The sequence below is a fragment of the Saccharopolyspora pogona genome, from assembly GCF_014697215.1.
GTDB lineage: Bacteria > Actinomycetota > Actinomycetes > Mycobacteriales > Pseudonocardiaceae > Saccharopolyspora > Saccharopolyspora hattusasensis.
The window spans coordinates 6,304,843-6,328,556 of record NZ_CP031142.1; the positions used below are offsets into that span (position 1 = coordinate 6,304,843).

Annotated in this window: 26 protein-coding genes, 1 tRNA gene and 1 pseudogene; 15 read left to right on the forward strand and 13 right to left on the reverse strand. The window is 66.2% G+C overall.

Annotation, left to right across the window (positions count from 1 at the left end; translation table 11 throughout):
• Window positions 1-10 precede the first annotated feature (10 nt).
• Together DL519_RS29285 and DL519_RS29290 are read right to left on the reverse strand one after the other, a co-directional pair.
• Window positions 11-199, reverse strand: coding sequence for a hypothetical protein (locus DL519_RS29285; protein ID WP_190819564.1), 189 nt, complete (start codon window positions 197-199; stop codon window positions 11-13).
• Entirely contained in the window at window positions 196-420 is a 225-nt protein-coding gene (locus DL519_RS29290; protein WP_190819566.1) for a zinc finger protein, read from the reverse strand. Before DL519_RS29290 ends, DL519_RS29285 begins: the two co-directional genes overlap by 4 nt.
• Before the next feature lie 138 nt (window positions 421-558).
• On the opposite strand from DL519_RS29290, the gene DL519_RS29295 reads away from it, so the two are divergent.
• The 3 genes from DL519_RS29295 to DL519_RS29305 all read left to right on the forward strand — a co-directional run bounded on the left by DL519_RS29295 (window position 559) and on the right by DL519_RS29305 (window position 3,186).
• The gene (locus DL519_RS29295) at window positions 559-1,407 is read left to right on the forward strand and encodes a helix-turn-helix domain-containing protein (RefSeq protein ID WP_190819568.1); all 849 of its coding nucleotides are present in this window, start codon (window positions 559-561) and stop codon (window positions 1,405-1,407) included.
• A gap of 6 nt (window positions 1,408-1,413) precedes the next feature.
• On the forward strand, window positions 1,414-1,596 hold the full coding sequence (locus DL519_RS29300; RefSeq protein WP_190819570.1) for a DUF397 domain-containing protein: 183 nt from the start codon (window positions 1,414-1,416) through the stop codon (window positions 1,594-1,596).
• Window positions 1,597-1,740: 144 nt separating this feature from the next.
• Entirely contained in the window at window positions 1,741-3,186 is a 1,446-nt protein-coding gene (locus DL519_RS29305) for an NF041680 family putative transposase (protein ID WP_223839680.1), read from the forward strand.
• Between the two features lie 202 nt (window positions 3,187-3,388).
• Here the strand turns inward: DL519_RS29305 and DL519_RS29310 are convergent, their stop codons facing one another.
• The 3 genes from DL519_RS29310 to DL519_RS29320 are packed head-to-tail and all read right to left on the reverse strand — an operon-like array spanning window position 3,389 to window position 5,596.
• Window positions 3,389-4,159 carry an ABC transporter permease gene (locus tag DL519_RS29310; RefSeq protein WP_190819572.1) on the reverse strand — a complete coding sequence of 257 codons (771 nt, stop codon included), beginning with the start codon at window positions 4,157-4,159 and terminating at the stop codon, window positions 3,389-3,391.
• Window positions 4,156-5,139 (reverse strand): ABC transporter ATP-binding protein, encoded by a 984-nt coding sequence (locus tag DL519_RS29315; protein WP_190819574.1) that lies wholly within the window; start codon window positions 5,137-5,139, stop codon window positions 4,156-4,158. Before DL519_RS29315 ends, DL519_RS29310 begins: the two co-directional genes overlap by 4 nt.
• On the reverse strand, window positions 5,123-5,596 hold the full coding sequence (locus DL519_RS29320) for a MarR family winged helix-turn-helix transcriptional regulator (protein WP_223839682.1): 474 nt from the start codon (window positions 5,594-5,596) through the stop codon (window positions 5,123-5,125). Before DL519_RS29320 ends, DL519_RS29315 begins: the two co-directional genes overlap by 17 nt.
• Window positions 5,597-5,694: 98 nt before the next feature.
• On the opposite strand from DL519_RS29320, the gene DL519_RS29325 reads away from it, so the two are divergent.
• Both DL519_RS29325 and DL519_RS29330 read left to right on the forward strand, forming a co-directional pair.
• Window positions 5,695-6,171, forward strand: a complete 477-nt coding sequence (locus DL519_RS29325; protein WP_397544984.1) for a MarR family winged helix-turn-helix transcriptional regulator — start codon at window positions 5,695-5,697, stop codon at window positions 6,169-6,171.
• Window positions 6,172-6,219: 48 nt separating this feature from the next.
• Window positions 6,220-6,304 (forward strand) — tRNA-Ser (locus tag DL519_RS29330).
• Between the two features lie 90 nt (window positions 6,305-6,394).
• Here the strand turns inward: DL519_RS29330 and DL519_RS29335 are convergent.
• A pseudogene (locus DL519_RS29335) lies at window positions 6,395-7,690 on the reverse strand (tyrosine-type recombinase/integrase).
• Between the two features lie 20 nt (window positions 7,691-7,710).
• A complete protein-coding gene (locus tag DL519_RS29340; RefSeq protein WP_190819575.1) occupies window positions 7,711-7,914 on the reverse strand; it encodes an excisionase family DNA-binding protein in 204 nt (67 codons plus the stop codon).
• A gap of 317 nt (window positions 7,915-8,231) precedes the next feature.
• On the opposite strand from DL519_RS29340, the gene DL519_RS29345 reads away from it, so the two are divergent.
• Entirely contained in the window at window positions 8,232-8,702 is a 471-nt protein-coding gene (locus tag DL519_RS29345; protein WP_190819577.1) for a hypothetical protein, read from the forward strand.
• 13 nt (window positions 8,703-8,715) lie between these two features.
• Here DL519_RS29345 and DL519_RS29350 read toward each other — a convergent pair whose 3' ends face one another.
• Window positions 8,716-9,513 carry a transposase family protein gene (locus DL519_RS29350; RefSeq protein ID WP_190824282.1) on the reverse strand — a complete coding sequence of 266 codons (798 nt, stop codon included), beginning with the start codon at window positions 9,511-9,513 and terminating at the stop codon, window positions 8,716-8,718.
• 253 nt (window positions 9,514-9,766) lie between these two features.
• Here DL519_RS29350 and DL519_RS50425 point away from each other — a divergent pair, with 253 nt between their 5' ends.
• The 5 genes from DL519_RS50425 (at window position 9,767) to DL519_RS47425 (ending at window position 13,063) form a co-directional block, all read left to right on the forward strand.
• Window positions 9,767-10,063 (forward strand): GNAT family N-acetyltransferase, encoded by a 297-nt coding sequence (locus tag DL519_RS50425; RefSeq protein WP_223840375.1) that lies wholly within the window; start codon window positions 9,767-9,769, stop codon window positions 10,061-10,063.
• Between the two features lie 363 nt (window positions 10,064-10,426).
• The gene (locus DL519_RS29360) at window positions 10,427-10,879 is read left to right on the forward strand and encodes a hypothetical protein (protein ID WP_190819579.1); all 453 of its coding nucleotides are present in this window, start codon (window positions 10,427-10,429) and stop codon (window positions 10,877-10,879) included.
• 220 nt (window positions 10,880-11,099) lie between these two features.
• Entirely contained in the window at window positions 11,100-11,711 is a 612-nt protein-coding gene (locus tag DL519_RS29365; RefSeq protein WP_190819581.1) for an FAD/NAD(P)-binding protein, read from the forward strand.
• Between the two features lie 915 nt (window positions 11,712-12,626).
• The gene (locus tag DL519_RS47420) at window positions 12,627-12,845 is read left to right on the forward strand and encodes a methyltransferase domain-containing protein (RefSeq protein WP_223839685.1); all 219 of its coding nucleotides are present in this window, start codon (window positions 12,627-12,629) and stop codon (window positions 12,843-12,845) included.
• The gene (locus DL519_RS47425) at window positions 12,842-13,063 is read left to right on the forward strand and encodes a hypothetical protein (protein ID WP_223839688.1); all 222 of its coding nucleotides are present in this window, start codon (window positions 12,842-12,844) and stop codon (window positions 13,061-13,063) included. The genes DL519_RS47420 and DL519_RS47425 overlap by 4 nt, the downstream gene beginning before the upstream one ends.
• A gap of 228 nt (window positions 13,064-13,291) precedes the next feature.
• On the opposite strand, the gene DL519_RS29375 is transcribed toward DL519_RS47425, so the two are convergent.
• On the reverse strand, window positions 13,292-13,546 hold the full coding sequence (locus DL519_RS29375) for a hypothetical protein (protein ID WP_190819583.1): 255 nt from the start codon (window positions 13,544-13,546) through the stop codon (window positions 13,292-13,294).
• Window positions 13,547-13,851: 305 nt separating this feature from the next.
• On the opposite strand from DL519_RS29375, the gene DL519_RS50765 reads away from it, so the two are divergent.
• Both DL519_RS50765 and DL519_RS29380 read left to right on the forward strand, forming a co-directional pair.
• Window positions 13,852-14,304 (forward strand): type I restriction endonuclease, encoded by a 453-nt coding sequence (locus tag DL519_RS50765; RefSeq protein ID WP_223840376.1) that lies wholly within the window; start codon window positions 13,852-13,854, stop codon window positions 14,302-14,304.
• Window positions 14,229-14,978 (forward strand): hypothetical protein, encoded by a 750-nt coding sequence (locus DL519_RS29380; RefSeq protein WP_223839690.1) that lies wholly within the window; start codon window positions 14,229-14,231, stop codon window positions 14,976-14,978. The genes DL519_RS50765 and DL519_RS29380 overlap by 76 nt, the downstream gene beginning before the upstream one ends.
• Window positions 14,979-15,719: 741 nt before the next feature.
• On the opposite strand, the gene DL519_RS29385 is transcribed toward DL519_RS29380, so the two are convergent.
• The gene (locus tag DL519_RS29385) at window positions 15,720-16,910 is read right to left on the reverse strand and encodes an endonuclease/exonuclease/phosphatase family protein (protein ID WP_397545077.1); all 1,191 of its coding nucleotides are present in this window, start codon (window positions 16,908-16,910) and stop codon (window positions 15,720-15,722) included.
• 237 nt (window positions 16,911-17,147) lie between these two features.
• A complete protein-coding gene (locus DL519_RS29390) occupies window positions 17,148-18,671 on the reverse strand; it encodes a M28 family metallopeptidase (protein ID WP_397544985.1) in 1,524 nt (507 codons plus the stop codon).
• A gap of 184 nt (window positions 18,672-18,855) precedes the next feature.
• Between DL519_RS29390 and DL519_RS29395 the strand changes: the two genes are divergently transcribed.
• Window positions 18,856-19,833 (forward strand): NAD(P)H-quinone oxidoreductase, encoded by a 978-nt coding sequence (locus DL519_RS29395; RefSeq protein ID WP_190819586.1) that lies wholly within the window; start codon window positions 18,856-18,858, stop codon window positions 19,831-19,833.
• A 262-nt stretch (window positions 19,834-20,095) separates the two neighbouring features.
• On the opposite strand, the gene DL519_RS29400 is transcribed toward DL519_RS29395, so the two are convergent.
• Together DL519_RS29400 and DL519_RS29405 are read right to left on the reverse strand one after the other, a co-directional pair.
• Window positions 20,096-21,541 carry an NF041680 family putative transposase gene (locus tag DL519_RS29400; RefSeq protein ID WP_223839691.1) on the reverse strand — a complete coding sequence of 482 codons (1,446 nt, stop codon included), beginning with the start codon at window positions 21,539-21,541 and terminating at the stop codon, window positions 20,096-20,098.
• A 184-nt stretch (window positions 21,542-21,725) separates the two neighbouring features.
• Window positions 21,726-22,925 (reverse strand): cysteine desulfurase-like protein, encoded by a 1,200-nt coding sequence (locus DL519_RS29405; RefSeq protein WP_190819588.1) that lies wholly within the window; start codon window positions 22,923-22,925, stop codon window positions 21,726-21,728.
• 237 nt (window positions 22,926-23,162) lie between these two features.
• Between DL519_RS29405 and DL519_RS29410 the strand changes: the two genes are divergently transcribed.
• A complete protein-coding gene (locus DL519_RS29410; protein WP_190819589.1) occupies window positions 23,163-23,693 on the forward strand; it encodes a bacterial proteasome activator family protein in 531 nt (176 codons plus the stop codon).
• Window positions 23,694-23,714 lie beyond the last annotated feature (21 nt).

The following is a 23,714-nucleotide window of genomic DNA, read 5'->3' on the forward strand; positions in this document are numbered from 1 at the left end:
ATCGGTCCTTTTACGCGCTGGCGCGCGCATCGTTGTTCGCGGTTTCGTGCAGCAGCCGCGCCGTCTCGTCCAGGGCCGAGGCGGCTGCGTCGAGGTCGTCGGCGTCGAGAACGCCTGCGCCGACTTGGAAAGCCAGGTCGTCCAACATCCACTGGGCCCGTCGGAGCAACGTCGCGAGCCCCCTGGTGCGCTCGCTCATCGCGGCAACGGAGGAGCCTCGCCGGAGATCCGCCGCGCTTCGGCATCGCATCCGGGGCAGGTTTCCCACAACCAAGCCAATTCCGAGTTGTCGGCCGTGAGCCGCTGCCCGCACAAGGTCTGCACGCCGGTCCCGCTCGGATACGCCAAGGCCCCGTCCGGCCGAGCGTCCAAACTCGCGTGCCGCGCCCCAGCAGCCGGAACCCAGTGAAACGGATGCATCCCCCACCACCTACTCAAACAGTCAATCGGAGCTCAAGGTTCGATCCTGACAAGGAAAATATCGGGAGCAATAGCTCCTTTATAAATCCTCCGATCTGGTGTAGCTCGCCCACGATCAGGTCGCGCTACGCTCCTGCCATGCCGACCACCCCGACGCGGCGCAAGAAACGACTTGGTCAGCTACTTACTCGTCTTCGCACCGAGGCAGACCAGACTCTCGCCCACGCGAGCGACTTGTTGCGTGTCGGCGAATCGACGGTGAGCCGCTACGAGACCGGCCACTTTCGGCCCGGCTGGGCGACATTGCAGGCGTTGCTCGCGCTCTACAACGCAAGCGACGACCAGCGAGCCGAGGCCGCCGCGCTGTGGGAAGACGCTGGCGACAGGGCCGTTCGCCTGATCACTCCTGCTGGTTCTCCGAAGCCGTTCCGCGTGTTCCTGCGCGCTGAAGCCGAGGCGGACTCCGCGCGAACAGTGGATCCCCTGCTGGTTCCCGGACTTCTGCAGACGCCGGCGTATGTGCGTGCTGTCAATGCGAAGGGCCAGCAGTTCCATACTTCGAGCGCCGAGCGGTATGTGACTGCTCGATTGAGTCGACAGGCACGGCTATCGGGTTCTGCACCGCTCAAGCTGCATGCCTTGCTCGACGAGGCGGTACTTCATCGAACCGTCGGCAACGACGAGATCATGGCCGAGCAGATGCGCCACTTGATCACAGTGATGGAGCAGGACAACATCACGATCCAGGTCGTGCCCTTCTCAGCGGGCTCGTACGGGAACATGTGCGGCGGCTTCACTCTCATTGGGTACCACAGCTCTGACGATCCACCTGCCGTCTACGTAGATTCCGCCGCAGGTGGCGCGTGGGTGGAGAATGTCGAAGACGTGAACCGATTTTCGGACATGTTCGAAGAGATCGCCTCTTCTGCACTGAGCTCCGAGGAGTCGGCGAAGTCGCTCAGTGCGAGAGCAAGAGCGTTGGAGTGATCTGCCATGAACTGGCGCAAGAGCAGCCGGAGCGGTAGCGGTCCCAGGCAGTGCGTCGAGCTGGCCATCGGTGAGTCGGCGACCTACATCCGCGACACCAAGGACCGCGACGGCGGCACGTTATGCGTGAACCAGCACTCCTGGGCCGGGTTCCTGGCCAGGGTCAAGGCCGGTCACCTGGACCGGTGATGGGCTGGCGGAGCGAACGGACCGTTCACTTCACCTATGCTTGGGTTTTAACCTTTGGGTGTTGTTGTGGCCCCGGTTGATCATGGGAACAGCCCTTGGGTGATCATGCTTCTGACGAAAGAAGAAGATCAACCAAGGGCTGTCGTGATCAGTGTGCAGGATGACCGCCAGGCGGTCGAGTTCGGGGCTGTGACCGGGTTCCGGGATGGGTTTTACCGGTGTCTGTCGGCTCGGGCGGATGCGTTGTTCGTGCTCTGCGATGCGGTGTCCTGCGGTGAGCGGCCGGTGACCTCGTTGGTGGAGTTGTCGCTGTCGCCGGTGTTCCGGCGGGGGCATGGCGCGTTGTACGACGCGTTGGCGGCCGGGGAGATCGACGCCGCCGGGGTACGGGATGTGCTGGTGGATGGGTTGCCTGCCGCGGCGGACGAGGGACCGCTTCTGTTCACCGCTGATGTGACCGTGTGCCCGCGACCGGATGCGGAGTGCTCGGCGGATCGCGGTCACTGTCATACGTCGTGTCGCTGTGACGGTGACCGTAAGACGATCCCTGGCTGGAACTATGCGTGGCTTGCGGGCATCCAGTGGGGTCGTTCGTCGTGGGTGTCGCCGGTGGATGCGGTCCGGATGGATCCCGACGATGATCTCGTGGCGGTGACCGCCGCCCAGATCCGGGAGTTGGCTACTCGTCTGCGCGCCGCCGGGCGCACGGGTGGAGCGGGCCGCCTTCCACCGATGGTGGTGATGGACTCTGGTTATCCGGCTACCGCGATGACCGACGCGGTGTCTGATGTGGACGTGCAACTGCTGATCCGTCTCGACCGTGACGATCGGGTGTTTCACCGCCCACCGCCGCCGCGGGTGCCTGGCAGGACCGGGCGGCCACCGAAATACGGCGCCCGCTTCGAGTGCGCCAGCCCCACCAGTTGGCACACCCCGGACGCCACGCTGACCGTGGACACCGACCGCTACGGACGGGTTGAGGTGCATGCCTGGTCCGGGCTGTCGCCGAAGATCCAAGCCCGCGGCTGGTTCGCCGACCGTAGCGAACTACCCGTGGTCACCGGCACGGTCGTGCACGTCCGCGTGGAACACCTGCCCGACGGACGCGCCCCGCACAAGGACCTGTGGCTGTGGTGGGCCGCCCCCGAGGGCGTCCCACTGGATCTGGACATGCTGTGGCGGGTCTACCTACGGCGGTTCGACATCGAGCATTTCTTCCGTTTTGCCAAGTCGACCTTGGGCTGGACCGCGGCGAAAACCCGCACACCCGCCCAGCAGGACCGGTGGACCTGGCTGACGATCGCCGCCTACACCCAACTCAGACTCGCCCGCAACCTCACCACGGACCTGCGGCGTCCCTGGGAACGACGCCCCGAGCCAGACCGGCCGTTAAGCCCGCACCGGGTACGCCGCGGGTTTCGCCACATCCATGATCGTCTCGGGACCCCCGCGCGTGTGCCGAAACCCACCCGGCCCGGCCCAGGGCGGCCCCCAGGCTCCCGCTCCGGTCCTGCTCAACGCCATCCCGTCCGCAAAAAAACCGAAAAAACGGACACCCGGCAACCCGCCGGAAAGAAGCAAGCAGGTTAAAACCCAAGCTAAGAGCCTGTTGCAAAATTACGCCCACCACGGACCGTGATCGATCGATCACGGCTGAGATGGCCACTGGCGGACAAACGGCGGCGATCGAGACTGATTTGGTACTTCGGTTCAGCCGTTTTCGCCGAAAACGCAACAGGCTCCTATCGAGGCGAACAGGCCGTTCGCTCCACCTCCAAACAACACCCAAACGTCAGTCGAGGGCTCGGCGGAGGAAGAACTTGATGCCGAGGGCTCCGAAGACCACCGTGGCGATCAGCAGGGCCAGGACGCAGATCCAGGCCGGCATGTGCGGGACCTCCGGCAGGAGCGCTCCGCGCATGCCTTCGCTGACGTAGGTCAGCGGGTTGATCGCGCAGAGGACCTGGAACCAGCGGAGATGTTCAAGCTGCGCCCACGGGAACTGGGTCGCCCCGGTGAACATCAGCGGCGCCAGGATCACCGCGAACATGATGTTGATGCGCCGCGGCGGCACCGCCGCTCCGACCGTCAGGCCGACCGCCGCGCCGGACAGCGAGCCCAGGACCATGCACAGCAGCGCGAACGCCAGCCCGCCGAGGTTCCAGTTGATGTCCCCCAGCATCACCATCCCGATCGGCACCATCAGCACCGCCGCGAGCAGCCCCCGCAGCGCGCCGAACAGCATCTTCTCCACCGCCACCCAGCTGATCGGCAGCGGCGCCAGCAGCCGGTCCTCGATCTCCCGGGAGAACGAGAAGTCCAGCACCAGCGGGAAAGAAGTGTTCTGCAGCGACACCAGGAACGCGTTGAGCGCGATCATGCCCGGCAGCAGGATCTGCGCGTAGCCGGGCTGGGCGTAGCCGAGCTCGCTGAGCACCTTGCCGAAGATGAACAGCAGCGCCACCGGCTGCACCAGCACCTGCGCCAGGAAGCTCGGGAGCTCCCGACCGGTCACGAACACGTCGCGGCCCAGCACCGCGGTGAATGCGCGGACAGGACTCATCGCAGTTCCCTCCCGGTCAGGTCGATGAAGACGTCTTCCAGCGTCGCCGATCCCAGCGACAGGTCGCTGACCGAAACCCGTTGCTCGTGCAGGGTTTGCGCGACCGGGCCGAGCAGCGCGGCGGGCTCCTCGCCCACGTATAGGCGCAAGCGCAGCTCGGCTTCCCCGGCCTGGTTGGTGCCGGTACCGATCTGCTCGACCCGCTGCACACCGGCCACATCGGATAAGAGCTCGGCGACCCTGGCCGGGTCGTAGCCGTTGGTGCGCAGCGTGGCGTCCACCGTGCCGCTGCCCGGCAGCGATTTGATCAGCGCCTCCGGGGTGTCCAGCGTCAGCAGCTTGCCGTGGTCGACGACGCCGACCCGGTCGGACAGTTTCTCCGCCTCGTCCATGTCGTGGGTGGTGAGCACGACCGTCACGCCCTCGGATCGCAGGTCGTTGATGCGGTCGTGGACGAACAGCCGGGCCTGTGGGTCGAGCCCGGTGGACGGCTCATCCAGGAACAGCACCTCGGGCTTGTGGATCAGTGCGCGGGCGATCATCAGCCGCTGCGCCTGGCCGCCGGAGAGGTCGTCGACGCGGGCTTTCGCCTTCTCCGCCAAGCCCATCCGGTCGAGCAGATCGTCGGCGAGCCGCTTCCGCTCGCCGCGGGCGACGCCGTGGTACGCGGCGTGCCAGATGAGGTTCTGGCGGGCGTTCAACGAGCGGTCCAGGTTGACCCGCTGCGGCACGACCGCCACCTTGCTGCGGGCCGCAACCGGGTCGGCCGCCACGTCGACCCCCGCGACGCGGGCGGTTCCGCTGGTCAGCAGGACCCTGGTGGTCAGGATGCCGACGGTGGTGGTCTTGCCGGCGCCGTTCGGGCCGAGCAGCCCGAAGATCTCCCCTGCCTCCACCGCGAAGCTGAGCCCGTCCACCGCGTTGTTCCTGGCCTTCGGGTAGCGCTTGACCAGGTCGGTCACTTCAACCGCTGTGGTCACATCCGCCTTCTCTCTCGTTGAGACCGCTCAGGATCGCGAGCAGGTATTTACGGATCAGGGCATCTTCGTCCGGACTGGTGCCCGGGTCGATCCGCCGGAACTCCGCGCGAACCCCCCGCCACGCGTCGTCCAGCGCTGCCCGCCCCGCCGGTGTGATGCGCAGCCGGACCACGCGCCGGTCGGCGGTGTCGCGCTGCCGGCTCAGCAACCCGTCGGACTCCAGGGCGTCGATGACCGGGGTCAGCGTCGCCGGGCGCACCCAGCAGCTCTCGGCCACCTCGCGGTGCGTTCGGCCGTCCTGGTCTTCGATCGCGGTGAGCGCCAGCAGCGCCGTCTGGCTCAGGTCGGTGCTTCGCGCCACCGATTGCTCCCAGTACTGCGACAACCGCCGGCCGGTCAGGCCCACCAGCCGGCTCAACGGCATGCGCTGCGGATCTCGCTCCAGGAAACCGGGCACGACCCGATCGTACTCGGACTGAATGGTTAGGAAGCAAATTATTTTTCGGTATTTCCGAACCTGCACCAGTACCGTCAACCTGCCGGTAACCTGACCGCGTGACCGAGGCGACCGAGCAGCGAGCCAAGTGGCTGGGCGAGTACGAAATGGCACCCTGGCGCGCTTACATCGTCGGCAGCGCACTGCTGGAGTACCGGCTCAACCGCGAACTGCAGCTCACCCACGGACTCTCGATCGCGGACTACGAAATCCTGGTCAGCCTGTCCGAGCAACCCGACCTGCGGATGCGGATGAGCGAACTGGCCAACCAGATCGCGCACTCCAAGAGCCGGATCTCGCACCAGATCCGCCGCCTGGAAACGGCCGGGCTGGTCCGCCGGGACGAATGCCCCAGCGACGGCCGGGGTGTGCTCGCGGTGCTCACCGACGAGGGGCTGGCGAAGCTGCGTGAAGCCGCGCCCACGCACGTCGCGGGCGTCCGAGCGCACATGATCGACCTGCTGGAGCCCGACGAGATGAAGGTCCTGGGCACGGTTTTCGAGCGGCTGACGACCCACCTGCGCGGCTTGGACTGACCCGGACCGCTGTAGGCGGATCTTCGAGGGTTGGCTACGCTGCGGCGTGGAAGCGTGGCAGAGCGGCCGAATGCACTCGCCTTGAAAGCGAGCGTCGCGAGAGCGACCGGGGGTTCGAATCCCCCCGCTTCCGCTCGATGACCAGGGAAAATGCCAGGTGAGGCATATGTACTCACCTGGCATTTCCTTGGCGGGGTTGCAAATCGGGTTGCAGTCGCACCCGTCAGACCACCACGGGGCAGGCCGCCGAGCCGTCCTCTCCGTCCTCGTCTTCCGCTTCGTCAGCCCAGAAGAAGCCGCCGATCTGGTCCGCGATCGAGGTCATCAGCTCGGTCGTCATGTGCTGGTACCGCGACGTCATGCTGACATGGCTCCAGCCCATCACTTCCATGACGGCCCGGCCAGGTACCCCCCAGCACGAGCAGCATCGTTGCCGCCGTGTGCCGGGCATCGTGGAGCCGCGCGTCCCGCACTCCTGCGTCCTTCAGGAGCGCCTTCCATTCACTATGATCGGTTCGCGGATGAACCGGCCTGCCGAACGGGTTCGCGAACACCCATCCCTCGTCGTGCCAGAGGTTTCCGGCCTGCTCGCGTTCGCGCAGCTGGTTTCGCTGGTGCTCCTTCAGCGCCGCGACGATCGGTGCCGGCATCGCGACGGTGCGCCGCCCGGCCCGCGACTTCACTTCCTGCGGAACTGCGCCCCCGCCGTGTCGTTGCGGACAATGCCCGGCGTGCCGGTGTCCGCATGGGTTTTCCGACGTGCAGCCGTGGTGCCATTTCACCGGTTGGAGCGATCGGCGAACGGCCAAGGTGCGGGCCGCGAAATCGATGTCTCGCCATTGCAGCCCCAGAGCTTCACCCTTCCGAAGCCCCAGCGTCATTGCTATGACGAACCGAACGCCATCGCGTCGTGCCTGGCACGCGCGAAGAACTCGCGCCGCCTCGTCTTTCGTGAACGGAATGATCTCCTCCTCTGGGATTCGTGGCGGTCGCGCGATTTCCGCCGGGTTCGAGGTGATGTGTCCGCGCCGCATTGCCTCACCCAATGCCGTTCGGACCGTCCGGTGCACCTGGTGAATAGTCGCGGGCTTCAGCACCTTCCCGTGTTTCCCCTTCTTCTTGGTGAATTTCCGGTAAAGCGCCTCCAGGTGTTCGGGCTGCAACTTGTCGACTCGGTGCGCGCCGATTCCGGGAATCAGGTGGCCGTACACGGCGGCCCTGTATCCCGAGCGTGTTCCTGCGGACCGAAGGTGCTGCGATGTTTTCGACCCAGTGCGTAAGCCATTTCTCGGGCGCGGCCCGGCTTGCGAACCTTCCCAGCGTCGCGCTGGTTTTCGAGGTTGCGCACGGCCTCGATTACGTCGCCTTCGTCAGTCCGCTTGACGTGGCGACGGTCGGGCTTGATGTCGTCGCGGACACCTACGGTGACCCATCCGTGCCATTTCCCGTCGCTGCCGAGATAGATGGAGCTTGCGCCGTTGGGTCGGCGGGTTCCTTCGGGGCGTTTCTTGCGTGCCAAGGTGTCTCGTCCTTTCGTGATCAGGCGGCTTGGATCTGGTCGGCGGTGAGTTGACGGACGTATGCGGTCAGGGCGTCGGCGGGTACGCGGCGGAGGTTGCCGATTCGGACGCTGGCGACCTGTCCGGACTTGATGAGGGCGTACATGTTCGTGCGGCCGATGCTGAGGCGTTCGGCGGCGGCTTCGACGGTGAGCAGGACGCGCGACTGGTCGACGGTGGACATAGGTGGTTCCTTCCTGGGGGCGAGCGGGCTTCGTTTGGTGGTAGCCAGGGCTACGGAAGAAACGGAAAAACGGAGAAAGTCCCATTGAATGAGCTGTGACCTGCGGGGTTGTGGTCGGGAGTTTTTCCGGGATGGTTTCGGAAGAAGTACGGAAGAAGTCGGGGCTGGTCTTTTTTCCGTAGTTCTTCCGTAGCGGTGCCGGAAGAACTACAAGTGGCGTTTTCCCTGGTCAGCCGGCTCAGCGCGGCCTAACCGCCGGCGCTAGTTCCTCCAATAGCGCCTGGCTGTACTACCTCTCCGCACGCGCTCACGCCGCGATGGGTAACTCAGATGGCGTGCTCGAAGCGATACGGCAAGGCGAAGATTCCTGGTCGCGGATCCAGCACGACGAGCTTGATGGCCTGGGCGGCCTCGCCACATTCACTAAGCTGCGCGGCGACTACTACGCTGCCGACGCACTTGTAGAACTGCCCGATCAGCGCGCTCTAGCCGTTGAATATGCCGAACGCGCCTCGGCTGGCTACGCAAACACTGCGACCCCTGATTGGGCATTCGGCGATGCGGCCGGATCGAATGCCGCGCTCGCGCGTGCACGAATTGCCGACGGCGCGGTCGACGGAGCCACGGAAGCCATCGGACCGGTCCTGGAACTGCCAGTCGACCAAAGAATCAACGGGATCATCAAGTGCGTTAGCGCTGTTCACCGCGAATTGCGCACTACAGACGCTTCCGAAGCAAACAACCTACGCGCTCAGATTGAAGCGTTCACAGAACTCCCAATGAGGTGATCTCAGTAGGGGGTTATGCGAGTCGGCCGTGTTCGAATTGGGTGAGTACGAGTGCGGCTTTGACGATGGGGCCGATTTTGCGGGGGCTGGTGGTGAAGTGTCGTAGGGCGCGCCAACGGCCGGTGAGCAGGGCGAATCCACGTTCGCCGAGGGCGCGCAGGCCGCGCAGCAGTTTGTTGTAGGTCTGGTTGTCGACGTCGAGTGGGCGGCCTTTGCTGGTTTTGGGGTGTTTGATCGGGGTGAGGACCCCGGCTCCGGCACCCTGGTAGCCGCCGTCGGCCAGGGTGGGCAGGTCGAGCTGGGAGTAAGCCCAGTACAGGGCGCCGAGGACGTGGTTTTCAGCGTCGGTGATGTCGTGGACGGACCCGGGCTCGACGTCGGAGACCCACAGCGGGAACCCGTCCGGGTCCGTCAGTGCTTGGATGTTGCCGGCTTGTTCGCGGGTTTTCCCGGAGTACCACAGGTCGATCTCGGTGCCTTTGGCGCTGGTGGTCTTTTCGCCGAGACGGTCGGAGGAGAAGTTTTTGCCGTCCAGGATCAGATAGGCGTCGCCGTTGTCTTTGGCCCGTTGCAGGGCGTCGTGCAGATCCGGGGCCTGCGCGGCCAGCGCCTCGATGCCCTCGTCGACATACCGGTAGCCGGTCGCGCGGGCGACACCGTGATCGCGGGCCAGTTTGGTGGTGTCGGTGCGGTCGCGGAACCACCGCAGGACCAGCACAGCCTGCCAGAACGTGGTCAACGCCCGGCGCCCCTTGCGGGTCCCTTTCCGGCGGCGTTCACCGGCCAGCAGCTTGCTGAGGAAGAGCACCAGTTCACGGGGAACATCGAGTTTGGTACGTGACCACGTGGGGCCTTCCCTGGTCGAAGATCGTTTCTTGGTCGAACTTCTTCTACCAGGGACCCCACGTCCCACTCTCCCCAGGCCAGCCCTACCCGATCACACACCCATTCCGGCAGGCCGCCTTCAGCCACTTCTTACCGAGATCACCTCAATGAAGGGACTTACGCAGTGATCAGGCTCGACGGGGATAAAGTAACTCTCAGGGGCTGGACCGCCCGAAGATATCGACGACGTGCACCGGCTTGTAGGAGATCCGCGTGTCACGAAGTGGCTTTCATTCGACAGCCGGTCACGCGATGAAGCGCAAAGCATGTTGTCCGGCGTTCTCACCCGCCAAACCGAAGAGCCCCGATCTGAGTGGTACCTGGGCATCGTGCCGCACGGAGAGCAACGGATCGTAGGATTCGTTCGACTTGCCCGCGATGGAGTGCAGGCGGGATTGCTCGGTTACGCGCTCGTTCCAGAGGCCCAGGGGCGCGGTTATGCGTCCGATGCGATCCGTACGATCGTTGCCGCATGACTTCGCGACTGGAACCTTCACCGCATTGTCGCTTTGATCGGACCCCGATCGGACCCGATAACGCCGCCTCGATTCGACTCGTCCAAAATCTTGGCTTTCAGCACGAAGGAACGCTACGAGATCACGTGTTCACGAACGGGTCTTGGCGCGACTCGGAAATATGGTCGATCCTCGAAATCGAATGGAAAATTCGACACGAATATAGTCGCTAACTGTAGCGATCTGGACTTGCACCTGCACTTTCGGCTGTTAAGCCAGCCCTTCTAGCGCTACCGGCGAATCTCGTTCGCCGGTAGCGACCTGTTGCCACATTCCCCTTTCGCGGGGTACTTCTTTGCGCCCATTTCAAGGAATGGTTCCTCCATGCAATGGTTCCAGTACAAGCCGGGCATCGTCGTTAATTCGCTTCGCGTAGCGCATCGCGCGGTGTCTGCAAGTAAGCCTGAGCAAGTTGAATCGTGGTGTCGCCTGAAATTCCATCCGAGCAGCATCGAAGAGACTAGCGACCCCACCAAGACGCCTACCAGCGATAAACCGCCGCCCAGCGATCCATGCGTTCCTTGTGTGATGGTGTCTCTTGCGGCATCAGAAAACGAAGCAGACAGAAAGCCTCGCTCGACAGTTCCCGAGGATCGCACGTTGGCAGGCTTTCTGCGGAAAGCGCAATGGCTGCTTGACGACGCCGCCCATTACCTCCCGGAAGGGCGGTGCAGCGCGGACGATTGCGAACTGCTGGCTAAAACTCTGGACGAGCTTGCCGGAGTCATCCGCGAGCACGCTTCTCGCAGCATCGTGATCGACCAGGCCGACGAATGACCGGTTGCGCGCTGGTGGTGGGGCAGGGGTTGTCCGCAATCGACGCGGCCATGATCCTTTGCTCGACGGGTAGCCGTGTCGTGATGGCCTCCCGTTCCGGCCAGTTCCCCGCCGTCCGGACGCGCACCCCTATGAATCCGATCAACATCAGCGCCATCGGCTCCCCAGCCAACCTCTACGAGATGGTCGACCAGGACTGCCTCAGCAACGGCAGCCCCCATTGGAGCGGCAGCTGTCCCAGGCGGTGGAACCGCTGGACAGGCTGCGGGAGGAGATCCGCCTGGCCGAGATGGACCTCTGCCCATGGCAGGACTCCATCGTCGGCATCCTCGACCTCCTCAACCTGCGAGCCCTACCTGTGGCCAAGGATCGCTTTGTCTGGCGCTACGCCACCGCCATGCTGCTCCCTGTGGCACGCCGTCTTCTCGCTCGCCTGGAGGTGGGAGATATTGTCCTTCGGGACATGGACTCGGTGGACGTGGACGCGTACGACCTCGTGGTGTCAGCGACCGGGTTCCAGCCACCGGCCCTGCACTCCGACGGGAGAACCCTCTACCTGAAGGATCCGCCGCTCTCGGCCTGCAGCGCCGCAGACGTTCGCGCAGACCTCGGAGTCGTGCTGTCACAAGACCGCGGCCTGGAACGGATCTGGGCCATCGGCCCCGCCTCCGGGACCCGGGTCCCGTTCGCCAACTTCCTGCACGCCGTCACCATCCAGGCACGGCACACAGCCGAACAGATCAGCAGGCGCAACATCCCACTGCTTCCCGAACCGAGAAAACGCCAGGGCATGCAAGATCGACGTGTCACCGCCGATGAGACCCTACGGTAGGCGCGGCCGGTCTGGATCACGCTCGGTGGGGCGCCGCTGCTCCAACCAACGGGAAGGTGCCGTTGTCAATGGTGCTGTCACCGTGGCCGTGGTGGATATGTTGAGTTAGAGCCTGTTGGTGGACTGTTTCATGCGGCTTGCTGGTTCGGTCTGGGCTGGCCCCAGCGTGGTTTAGGAGGTGTCCCGGCGAGTTCTCGGGCGAGTCGGCGGGTCATGACGGCCCACCACACCATCGCCTCATGATGCTCTGGCCGCCGTTCGGAGTCTCGGACCAGGCGTCGGTGGTGTGTCAGCAAACCAGGATGGGTCGGCCGCGCAGCGAGGTGCCAGCCGTGGGGCTGGTCTTTTCCGCGCGGCCTCCCGCCGAGTGAAGGACTTGATGGTTTCCCGATCGTCCGGCTCTCCAGTGACTAGTGCGTGAGCGGTGTGGTTGGCTGCCCAGTGTGGATGTGGCCGTGGCAGGAGGCGCAGACCACCAGGGGTTTTTGCGTCGCCTGTCGGCCATGGCCTTGGCCCACCGGGAATGCTCTCGGAGCATCTGAGCGCGAGTCTTACCAGGCTCGCGCCGTTGCCGGCGCCCTCCCCGGGGTGCGCAGTCTGGGTTGCAGTTCAAGCCCGTTCAGATCCCCCCAATGTTCCAGCCTTCGCCTTCCGGCCCAGGTCGTGACGGCAACGACCGGCGCTGAACGATCACTCATAGACCTTGAAAGCGAGCGTCGCGAGAGCGACCGGGGGTTCGAATCCCCCGCTTCCGCTGCATCGCCCCTGACCTGCAACAACGCAAGTCGGGGGCGATCTTGTCAGTACTGGGCTGAGCGAGCACGGCGGCTCGCCTGGCGACACTTCGACTTGTCGGGCTTCGAACGCCACGACCGGTCACGTTCCCGCTCACTGATTTCGTCCTAGGCTCGGCCTATGCCACGAGATCTTTCGCCTCGTCTTGCGGGGATCGTGGACGCGCTGCCGCTTACGCCGCAGGCGCGAGTCCTGGAGATCGGGTGCGGACCAGGCGCCGCCGCGCGCGCCGTGGCGGCGCGGTTGACTTCGGGGCACATCCTCGCGATCGACCGTTCCGTCAAGGCGATCGCTCAAGCCAAGGCGGCCTCGGCCCAGGAGATCGTCGGGGGCGCATGAGCGTCCGGCAGATCGCGGCGGAAGATTTCGTGCTGGAACCCGGTGAGGCTCCCTTCGACATCGTCTTCGCGGTACGTGTTGGCGCACTCGACGGCCGCCATCCAGAAGCGGGGCGATGCGCGCTGGAGCGCGTAGCCGCCGCATTGGTGCCCGGTGGCCGACTGTTCGTCGACGGCGGTCAACCGTTGCGCGAAATCCTGATGCCACCCCGGCGATGACCGACGATGAGATCGAGCGCCGAGGCCGGCGTCACCCGAGCCTCGCCGAAAGCTTCCGCGCCGGGCCGATGCTCTGCACGACGAACACGTGCCGGGCTGTCCAACATTCGCAAACGCTGGTCGATCACCAGCCCGACAGAACGGCGTCGCAGCGCCCCGCACAAAACGCCCCAAACGTAGTGCACCTGCCGGCTGCAGCACGCGCACTACGCCGACCATTCGAGCGCTTCAGCGAAACACTGTCGCTCCGCCTTTCTTCGTCTCAGGCTTGAGACTGACCGTTGCCTGCCAATCTTGGCGGTCCTCCCGTGCTTTTATCTGGCCACCGTCACCGGTTCTGCTCAGCGCGATAGCGGCCACCTGGGCAAGCAGGGCATGGACCTGAGCGGCCTCGCGACACGCCCGAGCCTCTTCGGGGTGGGCGGCATCCTCAGCCGCTTTCAGTCGTTCTTCCGCGGCACGGAACTGCTCGAGACCGGTCATCTTCGTCTCCTTGGAGAATGGCTCGCGCAGCCCTACTGGACTTCGTGCTCGTTGACTTTTCGCCGTGTGCCGAGCTGGCGTTACGGCGTCCTAGGTGGAGCCGTTCAGAAAGCAGAGGCGTAACCCTGAAAACGCGCCGCGGACTGCTTGAGACCTAGCCAAACAGCAACGACAAGTCACCATGGCGTCGGTCGCTGGTCTCCCCAGCGGCTGGTCGGTAACGTACCGCGGATTGTCTCCGACTTCGATGTCGGCAAGCCGACTTCTCGTGCTTGCCTCTGAGCAGAGGGAGACGACTCGTGGATATGACCGAACGGGTTGCTGAGCTGTCAGCGAAGCTGGCGCAGCAGAAGGGCTCGATCGAGACCGAGGAAGCAACCAAGAACGCGTTCGTAATGCCGTTTATCGGCCGCGTGCTGGGCTACGACGTGTTCAACCCGTCGGAGGTCATCCCGGAATTCACCGCCGACGTGGGCACTAAGAAAGGCGAGAAGATCGACTACGCCCTTGTCCACGGCGGCCAGGTGCAGATGCTGATTGAAGCCAAGAAGGTCACCGAGCCTCTGCGCCTGGAGCACGCCTCGCAGCTCTACCGCTACTTCTCGGTTACCAACGCGCGAGTCGCGATACTGACCAACGGTCAGATCTGGGAGTTCTACACCGACCTCGACGAGCCAACAAGATGGACGCCAAGCCGTTCCTCGTGCTTGACCTGGCCGCGGTCGATCGGACCCTGCTTCCGGAGTTGGCGAAGCTGACCCGGGAATCGTTCGACCTCGATTCGGTGATCAGCGCTGCGGGAGAGCTCAAGTACATCGGCGCCATCAAGCGATCGCTGGCAACGGAGTTCAGGGAACCCTCCGAGGAATGGGTCAGGTTCCTCGCTGCACGGGTCTACGGCGGCAACATCACCCAGAGAGTCCGCGAGCAGTTCTATCCACTGGTAGAGAAGGCTGCACACCAGTTCCTCACCGAGCAGGTCAACGATCGGCTCAAGACAGCGCTGGGCTCCGAGGCTGCTGCGGAACCAGCCTCTACCGATCAGGCGGCCCCTGCTACGACACCGGCCCACTCGGCCCCTGTCGGGAAGGCTGCGGCAGGACGCGGCGACCGCGCCAGCGAAATCACCACAACCGAGGACGAGATCGAGGGCTACCGCGTCGTGCGCGCCATTGTCTGCAGCGAGGTCCCCGCCACCCGCGTGGTCGGACGTGACACCAAGACCTACTTCGGTGTCCTGCTCGACGACAACAACCGCAAGCCGATCGCACGGCTGTGGTTCAACCGAGCCCAGCGTTACCTGGGCTTGTTCGATGGGAACAAGGTCGAGACCCGGATGCCCATCGACGACATCGAGGACATTTACGCCCACGCTGATCAGCTGCGCAAGACCGTCGCGGGATACCTCGCCAATGCCGGCGAGCAAAACTAGCAAACTAGTCGTTTGCATCCCCGCTGTCGCTCGTTGACCAGCCACGACGCCGGTCGACTTCCAATGAGGCGACCGGCGTTGGCCGCCAGCTTGCATTTAGCACCTCGAGGAGACGAGCGCGGGCAACGCACACAACCACTTTCGTGGCCTTCGCACCCTTTTGGCTGACCGGTCGACGAGGAGGAGATCGACAGTCCGCCGTTGGAGAAGATGACGGCCCCTGAGTATGAGCCTGAGCCCATCCCGATCGTCTCCGTGGAGCGGCACTCGATGCTCGCGGCAGCCTTGCCGAAGTATTGGGCATCAGAAACGACACGTCAGTGTGTGGTGCAGGACCCATCGTCGCCGGCTCCTGCTCCACATACTGACCTATTTTGCGTGCAACACCGTACCGGTTCGGTCCCTGGCGGCCATCCTCACGCCAGGTCGTGACACGCTCGATGTAGTCGGCGTCTTCGAGCCATGCAATCGCGCCCATGACCGCGCGAGGCGACTTGTACCCCAAGCCCGCCATCAGCTCACTGGTCGACATCAGCACGTGACCACCGGTCGCCGCGTCGGCAAGCTTGATCAAACCCGCTTGTCGACGCTCCGCTCAACTACGGCAGACTCCGCCCAGGCCGCAAGATCGGCGTACATCGTCAGTCCTGCCGCAACCGCCGCGATCAGTGTTTTCCTGCCTCGAGCTTCGACTGGCGGCCGTGCCCGGCACATCCGGTGGCGCCCCTTGTTCGGCCCTGATCAGGCGAGCAGGTCGGTCCAGACGAGGTGGTGGTCCGAGGCGTCGTTGAGGCGTGCGAGCCCGTCGTTCGAGGCCGGCCAGAAGACCCCGGCGCGCAACGGGATCAGCGGCGCCGACGGCAGGACGTAGTCCACCCGGAGGTTGCCGGGCGCTTCGTCGTTGAAGTCCCCGGTGTCGAAGAACGGGTTCCCGCGCTGGTCCGCGTTGGCGTCGCCCTGCGTTGTGCTGGCCTCGACGGCTCCCACACTGCCCGGCAGCGGGTCGATGACGCGGGGCGCGCGCAGGAGCTGGCGGGCGCCGTTGCTGTCGCCGTCGATCGGATCCGAGTTCTGATCGCCCGCGATGATGAACCGGGCACCCGGCGCGAGACCGCCCAATTCGCCTGCGTCGTCGTAGATGTAGTCGGCTCGGCCCGGCGTGACGTAGTCCGCCCAGAAGCGGATCTCGTCCTGGTTGCGCAGGCCGTTGCGGTCCTCCGGACCGTCGAAGCTCGGCGGCGTCGGGTGTGAGGTCAGGAAGTGCACGGTTCGTCCGCCGACGTCGACCGGCAGGTCCCAGTGCGATTTCGAGGACAGCCGCAGGGATTCCAGCTCCGCCGGCGAGTACCAGTCCGCGGGCTGCGGCGTCGCCGGGTCGTCCGGCAGCCGCGCGCCCGGCATGTCCGCCCAACGGAACCCCTGGAACGTGCGGGCCTCGCCGATCGGGTACTTCGACAGCACCACCATCCCGTACTGGCCGGGGAACGCCCCGAAGCCGTAGGCGTCGCCGGGGCCGCCGGTGGTGCCGTCGTTGTCGAGGTCCATCCCGGACGGCACGCCGGTGTTCACCGGGGCGGTGTAGGCGTACGGGTAGTCGATCGGTTCGGCACCGCCCTGGCTCCGCGCCAGGTAGTTGGCGCGGAAGGCGTCGACCGCTGCGCCGCCCTCGACGTAGTCGAACTCGTTGAGCAGCAGGACATCCGGGCGGACGCGCTGCACGACCTCCGCCACCGCAGCCACCTGCAGATCGTCCGATGTGGACAGATCCGCGAGCAGTTCGCCCTGGGTGGCGCGGTTGAGCGAAGCGTTGAACGTCGCGAAGCGCACCGGCTCCACCGCGTCGGCAGTGGGGGCGACCAGTACGGCAGCCACGGCGGCGGTGGGGGCGACGGGGGCGACCACGGCGGCAGCCACGGGGGCGGTGGCAGCCACAGCGGCGACGGAGGCCACAGCGGCGACCACGGCGGCGACCGCGAAAACGGCACGTTTCACGACATCTCCTCCGATCGGGCTACACTCGCCACCCCACCCGGTGACTTTTTCCGCAATTTCAATGGAAATCGGACCTCTGATTTCCATTGAAATTGCGGACCACCGGGAACCGGCGGAGGGCACCCTCGATTCCGTTGCACGGTGTCGGAGGTGCCCCGTTCCGCTGGTTCCGGCTCGTCAGGCGACGTTGTGGTGGCCGGACTTGGTCTTCGCCGGGGCGGCGTGGGCCTGCGCCAGCATCGGGGCCTGCACGGCGCGCAGCTGCGCGCGCTGGGCGCGGGTCTGCATACCGTTCACCGCCTCGGTGCTCTGCGCGTAGCCTTCGACGACGTTCGCGAGGGCCTTGGCGTTGCGCTCCAGGGCGACCCAGTCCACGTTGGCCAGGTTGTCCTTCGCCGAGTGGTAGTTCGGGTCGAAGGCGACACCCGCGGTGCCGCCCCACTTCGCCGCCTGCGCCTCGGACTTCAGCTCCTCGACGCCGGTGTTCAGGCCGCCGGCCGGGATGCCGACCGCGATGAACTCGCCGTAGTCCGAACGACCGTCGAAGTCATCGCCCTCGACCTCGATGCCCTGCGCGGCCATCGCGTTGACGAGGTCCTGCTCGATCTGCCCCGAGCCCTGCGGGCCCGGCCCGGCGCCGACGCCGTCGGAGTCGTCGCCGTCGTAGGCGAAGTAGCCGGCGTTCGGCGAGCCGATCATGTCGAAGTTCAGGTACAGGGCGATGTCGAGCTGCTGCTCGAAGCTCAGGCTCTGCACGTACTTCGTCGACCCGACCAGGCCGGACTCCTCCGCGCCCCAGAAGGCGAAGCGGACCGCGTTGTTGACCTTCGGGCTGCCGCCCAACCGCAGCGCCGTCTCCAGGATGCCTGCGGAGCCGGTGCCGTTGTCGTTGATGCCGGGGCCTTCCGGAACGCTGTCCAGGTGCGCGCCCGCCAGCACGACGTTGTCGGCGCGACCGGTGCGGGTCTGCGCGATCACGTTGCGGGTGGTGACGGTCTCCAGGCGGGCCTGGACGTCCAGCTTCACCTCGGCGCCGGCCTGCCCGGCGAGCGCCTCGCCGACCTGCTTGGTGACGCCCGCGGTCGGGATCTTCGCGGCTTCGGGGTCGCCGAGCGTGCCGTTGAGCGGACCGTCCGCGTTGTTGTAGATGATCGCGCCCGCGGCCCCGCGCTCGCCGGCCACCTGCGCCTTCTGCGCGAACGTGCAGGCGCCGCGCTGGATCAGCACGACCTTGCCGGTGATGTCCGCGCCGTCGTAGTCCGTGGCTTCGCAGCCCGGCGTGTCGTCGACCGGGGCGACCGCCAGCGGCGCGGTGATGCCGCCCTTCGGGGTGGCCGGGGAGTACTCCAGGGCGTCACCCTCGACCGGCTGCCCGGCCACCGCAAGGTTGAACGAGTCCAGGTAGTAGGCCTGGTAGGTGAACTCCGGCGTGGTGACGTCGAAGCCCGCGTTGCGGAGCTTGCCGGCAACGTAGTCGACGCTCGCCTCGTAGCCCGGCAAGCCGGACGCGCGATTCCCGCCGTTCTGGTCGGCGATCCGCTGCAAGGCGATCAGGTGGCGGTTCACCGCATTGCCGTTGATCTTCGAGCCGAGATCGGCCGGCGCCGCGCTCGCCGGGGTGACGGTCAACAACGCGGCCGTGCACATCGCGGCCAGAGCTGCCGCCGAGCGCTTGGGTGTGATGGTTCGCGAACTCATCATGCTCCCCGCTTCGGGTGGACTTTGTGATGGCTAGCCTTGAGAGGATCACTCCACGAAGTCAAGCCTGCACCAACAAGAGTTAATAAGCAGGGACAAATTCCCATTTTTACCGCGTTGACCGATCTCCCATCACCCCACCGAACCACGCGCTGCGAAGCGTTCCGCGCTGACTACCGTCCAGGGCATGTACGCGATCTCTATTCGTGAGCCGGGCGAACCGGAAGTGCTGGAGTGGACCGAGCAACCCGACCCGCGGCCGGGTCCGGGCGAGGTACTCATCGACGTCGCCGCGAGCGCGGTCAACCGCGCGGACCTGAGCCAGCGGGAGGGCAACTACCCGCCGCCGAAGGGTGCCAGCACCATCCTGGGGCTGGAATGTTCGGGCACCATCGCCGAAATCGGCGAGGGCGTGCCCGGATGGCAAGTCGGCGACGAGGTGTGCGCGCTGCTCGCCGGCGGCGGCTACGCCGAACGGGTCGCGGTGCCCGCCACGCAGGTGCTGCCCAAGCCCGCCGGGGTGGACCTCGTCGAGGCCGCCGGGTTGCCCGAAGTCACCTGCACCGTGTGGTCCAACGTGGTGATGGAGGCCGGGCTCCGGAGTGGACAGTTGCTGCTGGTGCACGGTGGGGCCGGCGGCATCGGGACCTGCGCGATCCAGATCGCCAAGGCGCTCGGCGCGCGCGTGGCGGCGACCGCCGGATCGGCCGAGGGCCGCCAGCTGTGCGCGGACCTGGGCGCGGACCCGGTCATCAACTACCGGGACGAGGACTTCGTCGCGATCGTCAAGGAACTCGGCGGGGCGGACGTCATCCTGGACAACATGGGTGCGTCCTATTTGGACCGGAACCTGTCCGCGCTGGCGCCCGACGGGCACCTGGCCGTCATCGGCATGCAGGGCGGCCGGAAGGCCGAGCTCGACCTGGGGAAGATGCTGGTCAAACGGCTACGACTGTCGGTGCTCGGGCTCCGCGGGCGGCCCGTCGAGGGCCCGCAGGGCAAGGCTGCGATCGTCGCCGACGTGCGGGAGCGGCTGTGGCCGCTCGTCGAGGCGGGCGAGGTGCGGACGCTGGTGCACGAGCGGGTGCCGCTGTCGGAGGCGGCGCGAGCGCACGCGACGTTGGAAGCGGGCGACGTCCGCGGCAAGATCCTCCTCGTCCGCTGAAAGCAAGATTTCTGCTGTTCAAGGTTCGTGAGTGTGTTGGGTCGCCATAGCAGCCCGGTACTCACGACGCACGCTTCGGGTTGGAGCGAACGGACCGTTTGTGCCGGTAGGAGCCTGTTGCGTTTTCGGCGAAAACGGCTGAACCGAAGTACCAAATCAGTCTCGATCGCCGCCGTTTGTCCGCCAGTGGCCATCTCAGCCGTGATCGATCGATCACGGTCCGTGGTGGGCGTAATATTGCAACAGGCTCATAGCTTGGGTTTTAACGTGCTTGCTTCTTTCCGGCGGGTTGCCGGGTGTCCGTTTTTTCGGTTTTTTTGCGGACGGGATGGCGTTGAGCAGGACCGGAGCGGGAGCCTGGGGGCCGCCCTGGGCCGGGCCGGGTGGGTTTCGGCACACGCGCGGGGGTCCCGAGACGATCATGGATGTGGCGAAACCCGCGGCGTACCCGGTGCGGGCTTAACGGCCGGTCTGGCTCGGGGCGTCGTTCCCAGGGACGCCGCAGGTCCGTGGTGAGGTTGCGGGCGAGTCTGAGTTGGGTGTAGGCGGCGATCGTCAGCCAGGTCCACCGGTCCTGCTGGGCGGGTGTGCGGGTTTTCGCCGCGGTCCAGCCCAAGGTCGACTTGGCAAAACGGAAGAAATGCTCGATGTCGAACCGCCGTAGGTAGACCCGCCACAGCATGTCCAGATCCAGTGGGACGCCCTCGGGAGCGGCCCACCACAGCCACAGGTCCTTGTGCGGGGCGCGTCCGTCGGGCAGGTGTTCCACGCGGACGTGCACGACCGTGCCGGTGACCACGGGTAGTTCGCTACGGTCGGCGAACCAGCCGCGGGCTTGGATCTTCGGCGACAGCCCGGACCAGGCATGCACCTCAACCCGTCCGTAGCGGTCGGTGTCCACGGTCAGCGTGGCGTCCGGGGTGTGCCAACTGGTGGGGCTGGCGCACTCGAAGCGGGCGCCGTATTTCGGTGGCCGCCCGGTCCTGCCAGGCACCCGCGGCGGCGGTGGGCGGTGAAACACCCGATCGTCACGGTCGAGACGGATCAGCAGTTGCACGTCCACATCAGACACCGCGTCGGTCATCGCGGTAGCCGGATAACCAGAGTCCATCACCACCATCGGTGGAAGGCGGCCCGCTCCACCCGTGCGCCCGGCGGCGCGCAGACGAGTAGCCAACTCCCGGATCTGGGCGGCGGTCACCGCCACGAGATCATCGTCGGGATCCATCCGGACCGCATCCACCGGCGACACCCACGACGAACGACCCCACTGGATGCCCGCAAGCCACGCATAGTTCCAGCCAGGGATCGTCTTACGGTCACCGTCACAGCGACACGACGTATGACAGTGACCGCGATCCGCCGAGCACTCCGCATCCGGTCGCGGGCACACGGTCACATCAGCGGTGAACAGAAGCGGTCCCTCGTCCGCCGCGGCAGGCAACCCATCCACCAGCACATCCCGTACCCCGGCGGCGTCGATCTCCCCGGCCGCCAACGCGTCGTACAACGCGCCATGCCCCCGCCGGAACACCGGCGACAGCGACAACTCCACCAACGAGGTCACCGGCCGCTCACCGCAGGACACCGCATCGCAGAGCTCGAACAACGCATCCGCCCGAGCCGACAGACACCGGTAAAACCCATCCCGGAACCCGGTCACAGCCCCGAACTCGACCGCCTGGCGGTCATCCTGCACACTGATCACGACAGCCCTTGGTTGATCTTCTTCTTTCGTCAGAAGCATGATCACCCAAGGGCTGTTCCCATGATCAACCGGGGCCACAACAACACCCAAAGGTTAAAACCCAAGCGTAGAGGAGGTGAACGGGCCGTTCGCTCCACCCTCGCAACCGGCACCGCGACGCGGAATGCGCCGGGATTGCGGGACTTCAGCCGAGTTCGGCGACCGCCCGGACGAGTTGGTCCACCTCGGAGGCGTTGGTGTAGTGGGCCAGGCCGACGCGGACCGCGCCGCCGACCTCGCCGACGCCGAGCACCGCGAACACCCCGTGCGTGCCCGGGTCCTCGAACGCGCACACCCCGCGCTCCGCGAGGTGCTCGACCGCTTCCTCCGCCTTGACGCCGTTGACGGTGAACGCCATCGACGGCACCCGGCGCATCGCGTCGCCGATCACCATCACGTGCCGCATCTTCCGCAGCCCGTTGGTCAGGTTCGCCAGCAACCCCGCCTGGTACGACTTCACCGAACCCAGCGAGGTCAGCAGGCGCTCCCGGCGCGGCCCGACCGCCGCATCGTCCAGCCCCGCCAGGTAGTCCACCGACGCCACCAACCCGGCCAGCAGCGGGTACGCGTGCGGGCCAAGCTCCAACCGCTCCGGTCCGCGCGCGCCGGACTCCAGGGCCACCGACGGCAGCTGGTCGAGCATCGCCGGGTTCTTGAACACGAGCGCACCCACCGGCGGCCCGCCCCACGCCGAGGCGTTCACCACCACCACGTCGACGCCCATCGCGGTGATGTCCAGCGGCACGAACGGCGCCGCGGCCGCGGCGTCCACCACCACCAGCGCGCCGTGCTCCGCCGCGGCGTCCGCCGCCTGTCGCACGTCCGGCCGGGTGCCCACCGCGCCGGACGCGGCGGTGATCGCGACGACCTTCGTCCGCGGGGTGATCAGCTCCTGGTACTGCCAGGTGGGCAGCTCGCAGGTCTCGATGTCGACCTCGGCCCACCGCACCGTGGTTCCGGAGCGCTGCGCCGCACGCTGCCACGGCGCGACGTTGGCCGGGTGGTCCAACCGGGAGACGACAACGTCGTCACCGATCATCCAGCCGTCACCGAGCGCATCGGCGAGCCGCTGCAGCAGCACAGCGGAGTTCGGCCCAAGCACCACCCCGGCCGGGTTCGCACCGATGAGGTCAGCAATAGCGCGACGGGCGGCTTCCACGATCGCCTCGGCGCGCTGCGATGCGGGGAAGATCCCGCCCGGACCGGATACCGGGGCCCGCAGCGCAGTCGACGCCGCGGTCGCCACTTGTTCAGGAACCTGCATGCCCGCCGGGGCGTCCAGGTGCACCCACCCGTCGCCGAGCGCGGGGAAGAGCCCGCGAACCGCCGCGACGTCGAACGCCATGGGGCACACGTTACGTATGGAGCCTCCCGAACTCGTCCCCGGGTGGCAGATATCGCATCGCTCGCGCGAAGACGCTTCCAGCTCACCCTGCGTAGCGGCGCGGGTGGCGGAACCTCGGACGCCGCCTGGACCGCGGGATCCCCATTAGCGCATCGTCAGATCTCGGGGGCTGGACCGGCGGGCACGCAGCGCTGCCCCGGGATTTCGAATCTTGTAGCGACAAGCCAGGATGGAGACATGACCCACGATCCGAGTGAGGGCAGGCCGCAGGTGTTCGTCGTCGGCGAGGACGGCATGCCGATCGGTGCCGCCATGAACGCCGACGACCAGCCGGAGCGCGGCGAGGACATCAACGACCTGGTCGAACAGCCGGCCAAGGTGATGCGCATCGGCACCATGATCAAGCAGCTGCTGGAGGAGGTCCGGGCGGCACCGCTTGACGAGGCCAGCCGCAGCCGCCTCAAGGAGATCCACCAGTCCTCGATCCGCGAGCTGGAGCAGGGGCTCGCCCCGGAGCTCATCGAGGAGCTGGAGCGGCTGTCGCTGCCGTTCGCCCAGGAGACGACGCCGTCCGAGTCGGAGCTGCGGATCGCGCAGGCCCAGCTCGTCGGCTGGCTGGAGGGCCTGTTCCACGGCCTGCAGACGGCGCTGTTCGCCCAGCAGATGGCGGCCCGGGCCCAGCTGGAGCAGATGCGCCGAGGCCTGCCCGTGGGCAGCAGCGGCGAAGCCGAAACCGGCCACACCCGGGGCACCGGTCAATACCTGTGACGCTCCGTGGAGGCGTCGCGC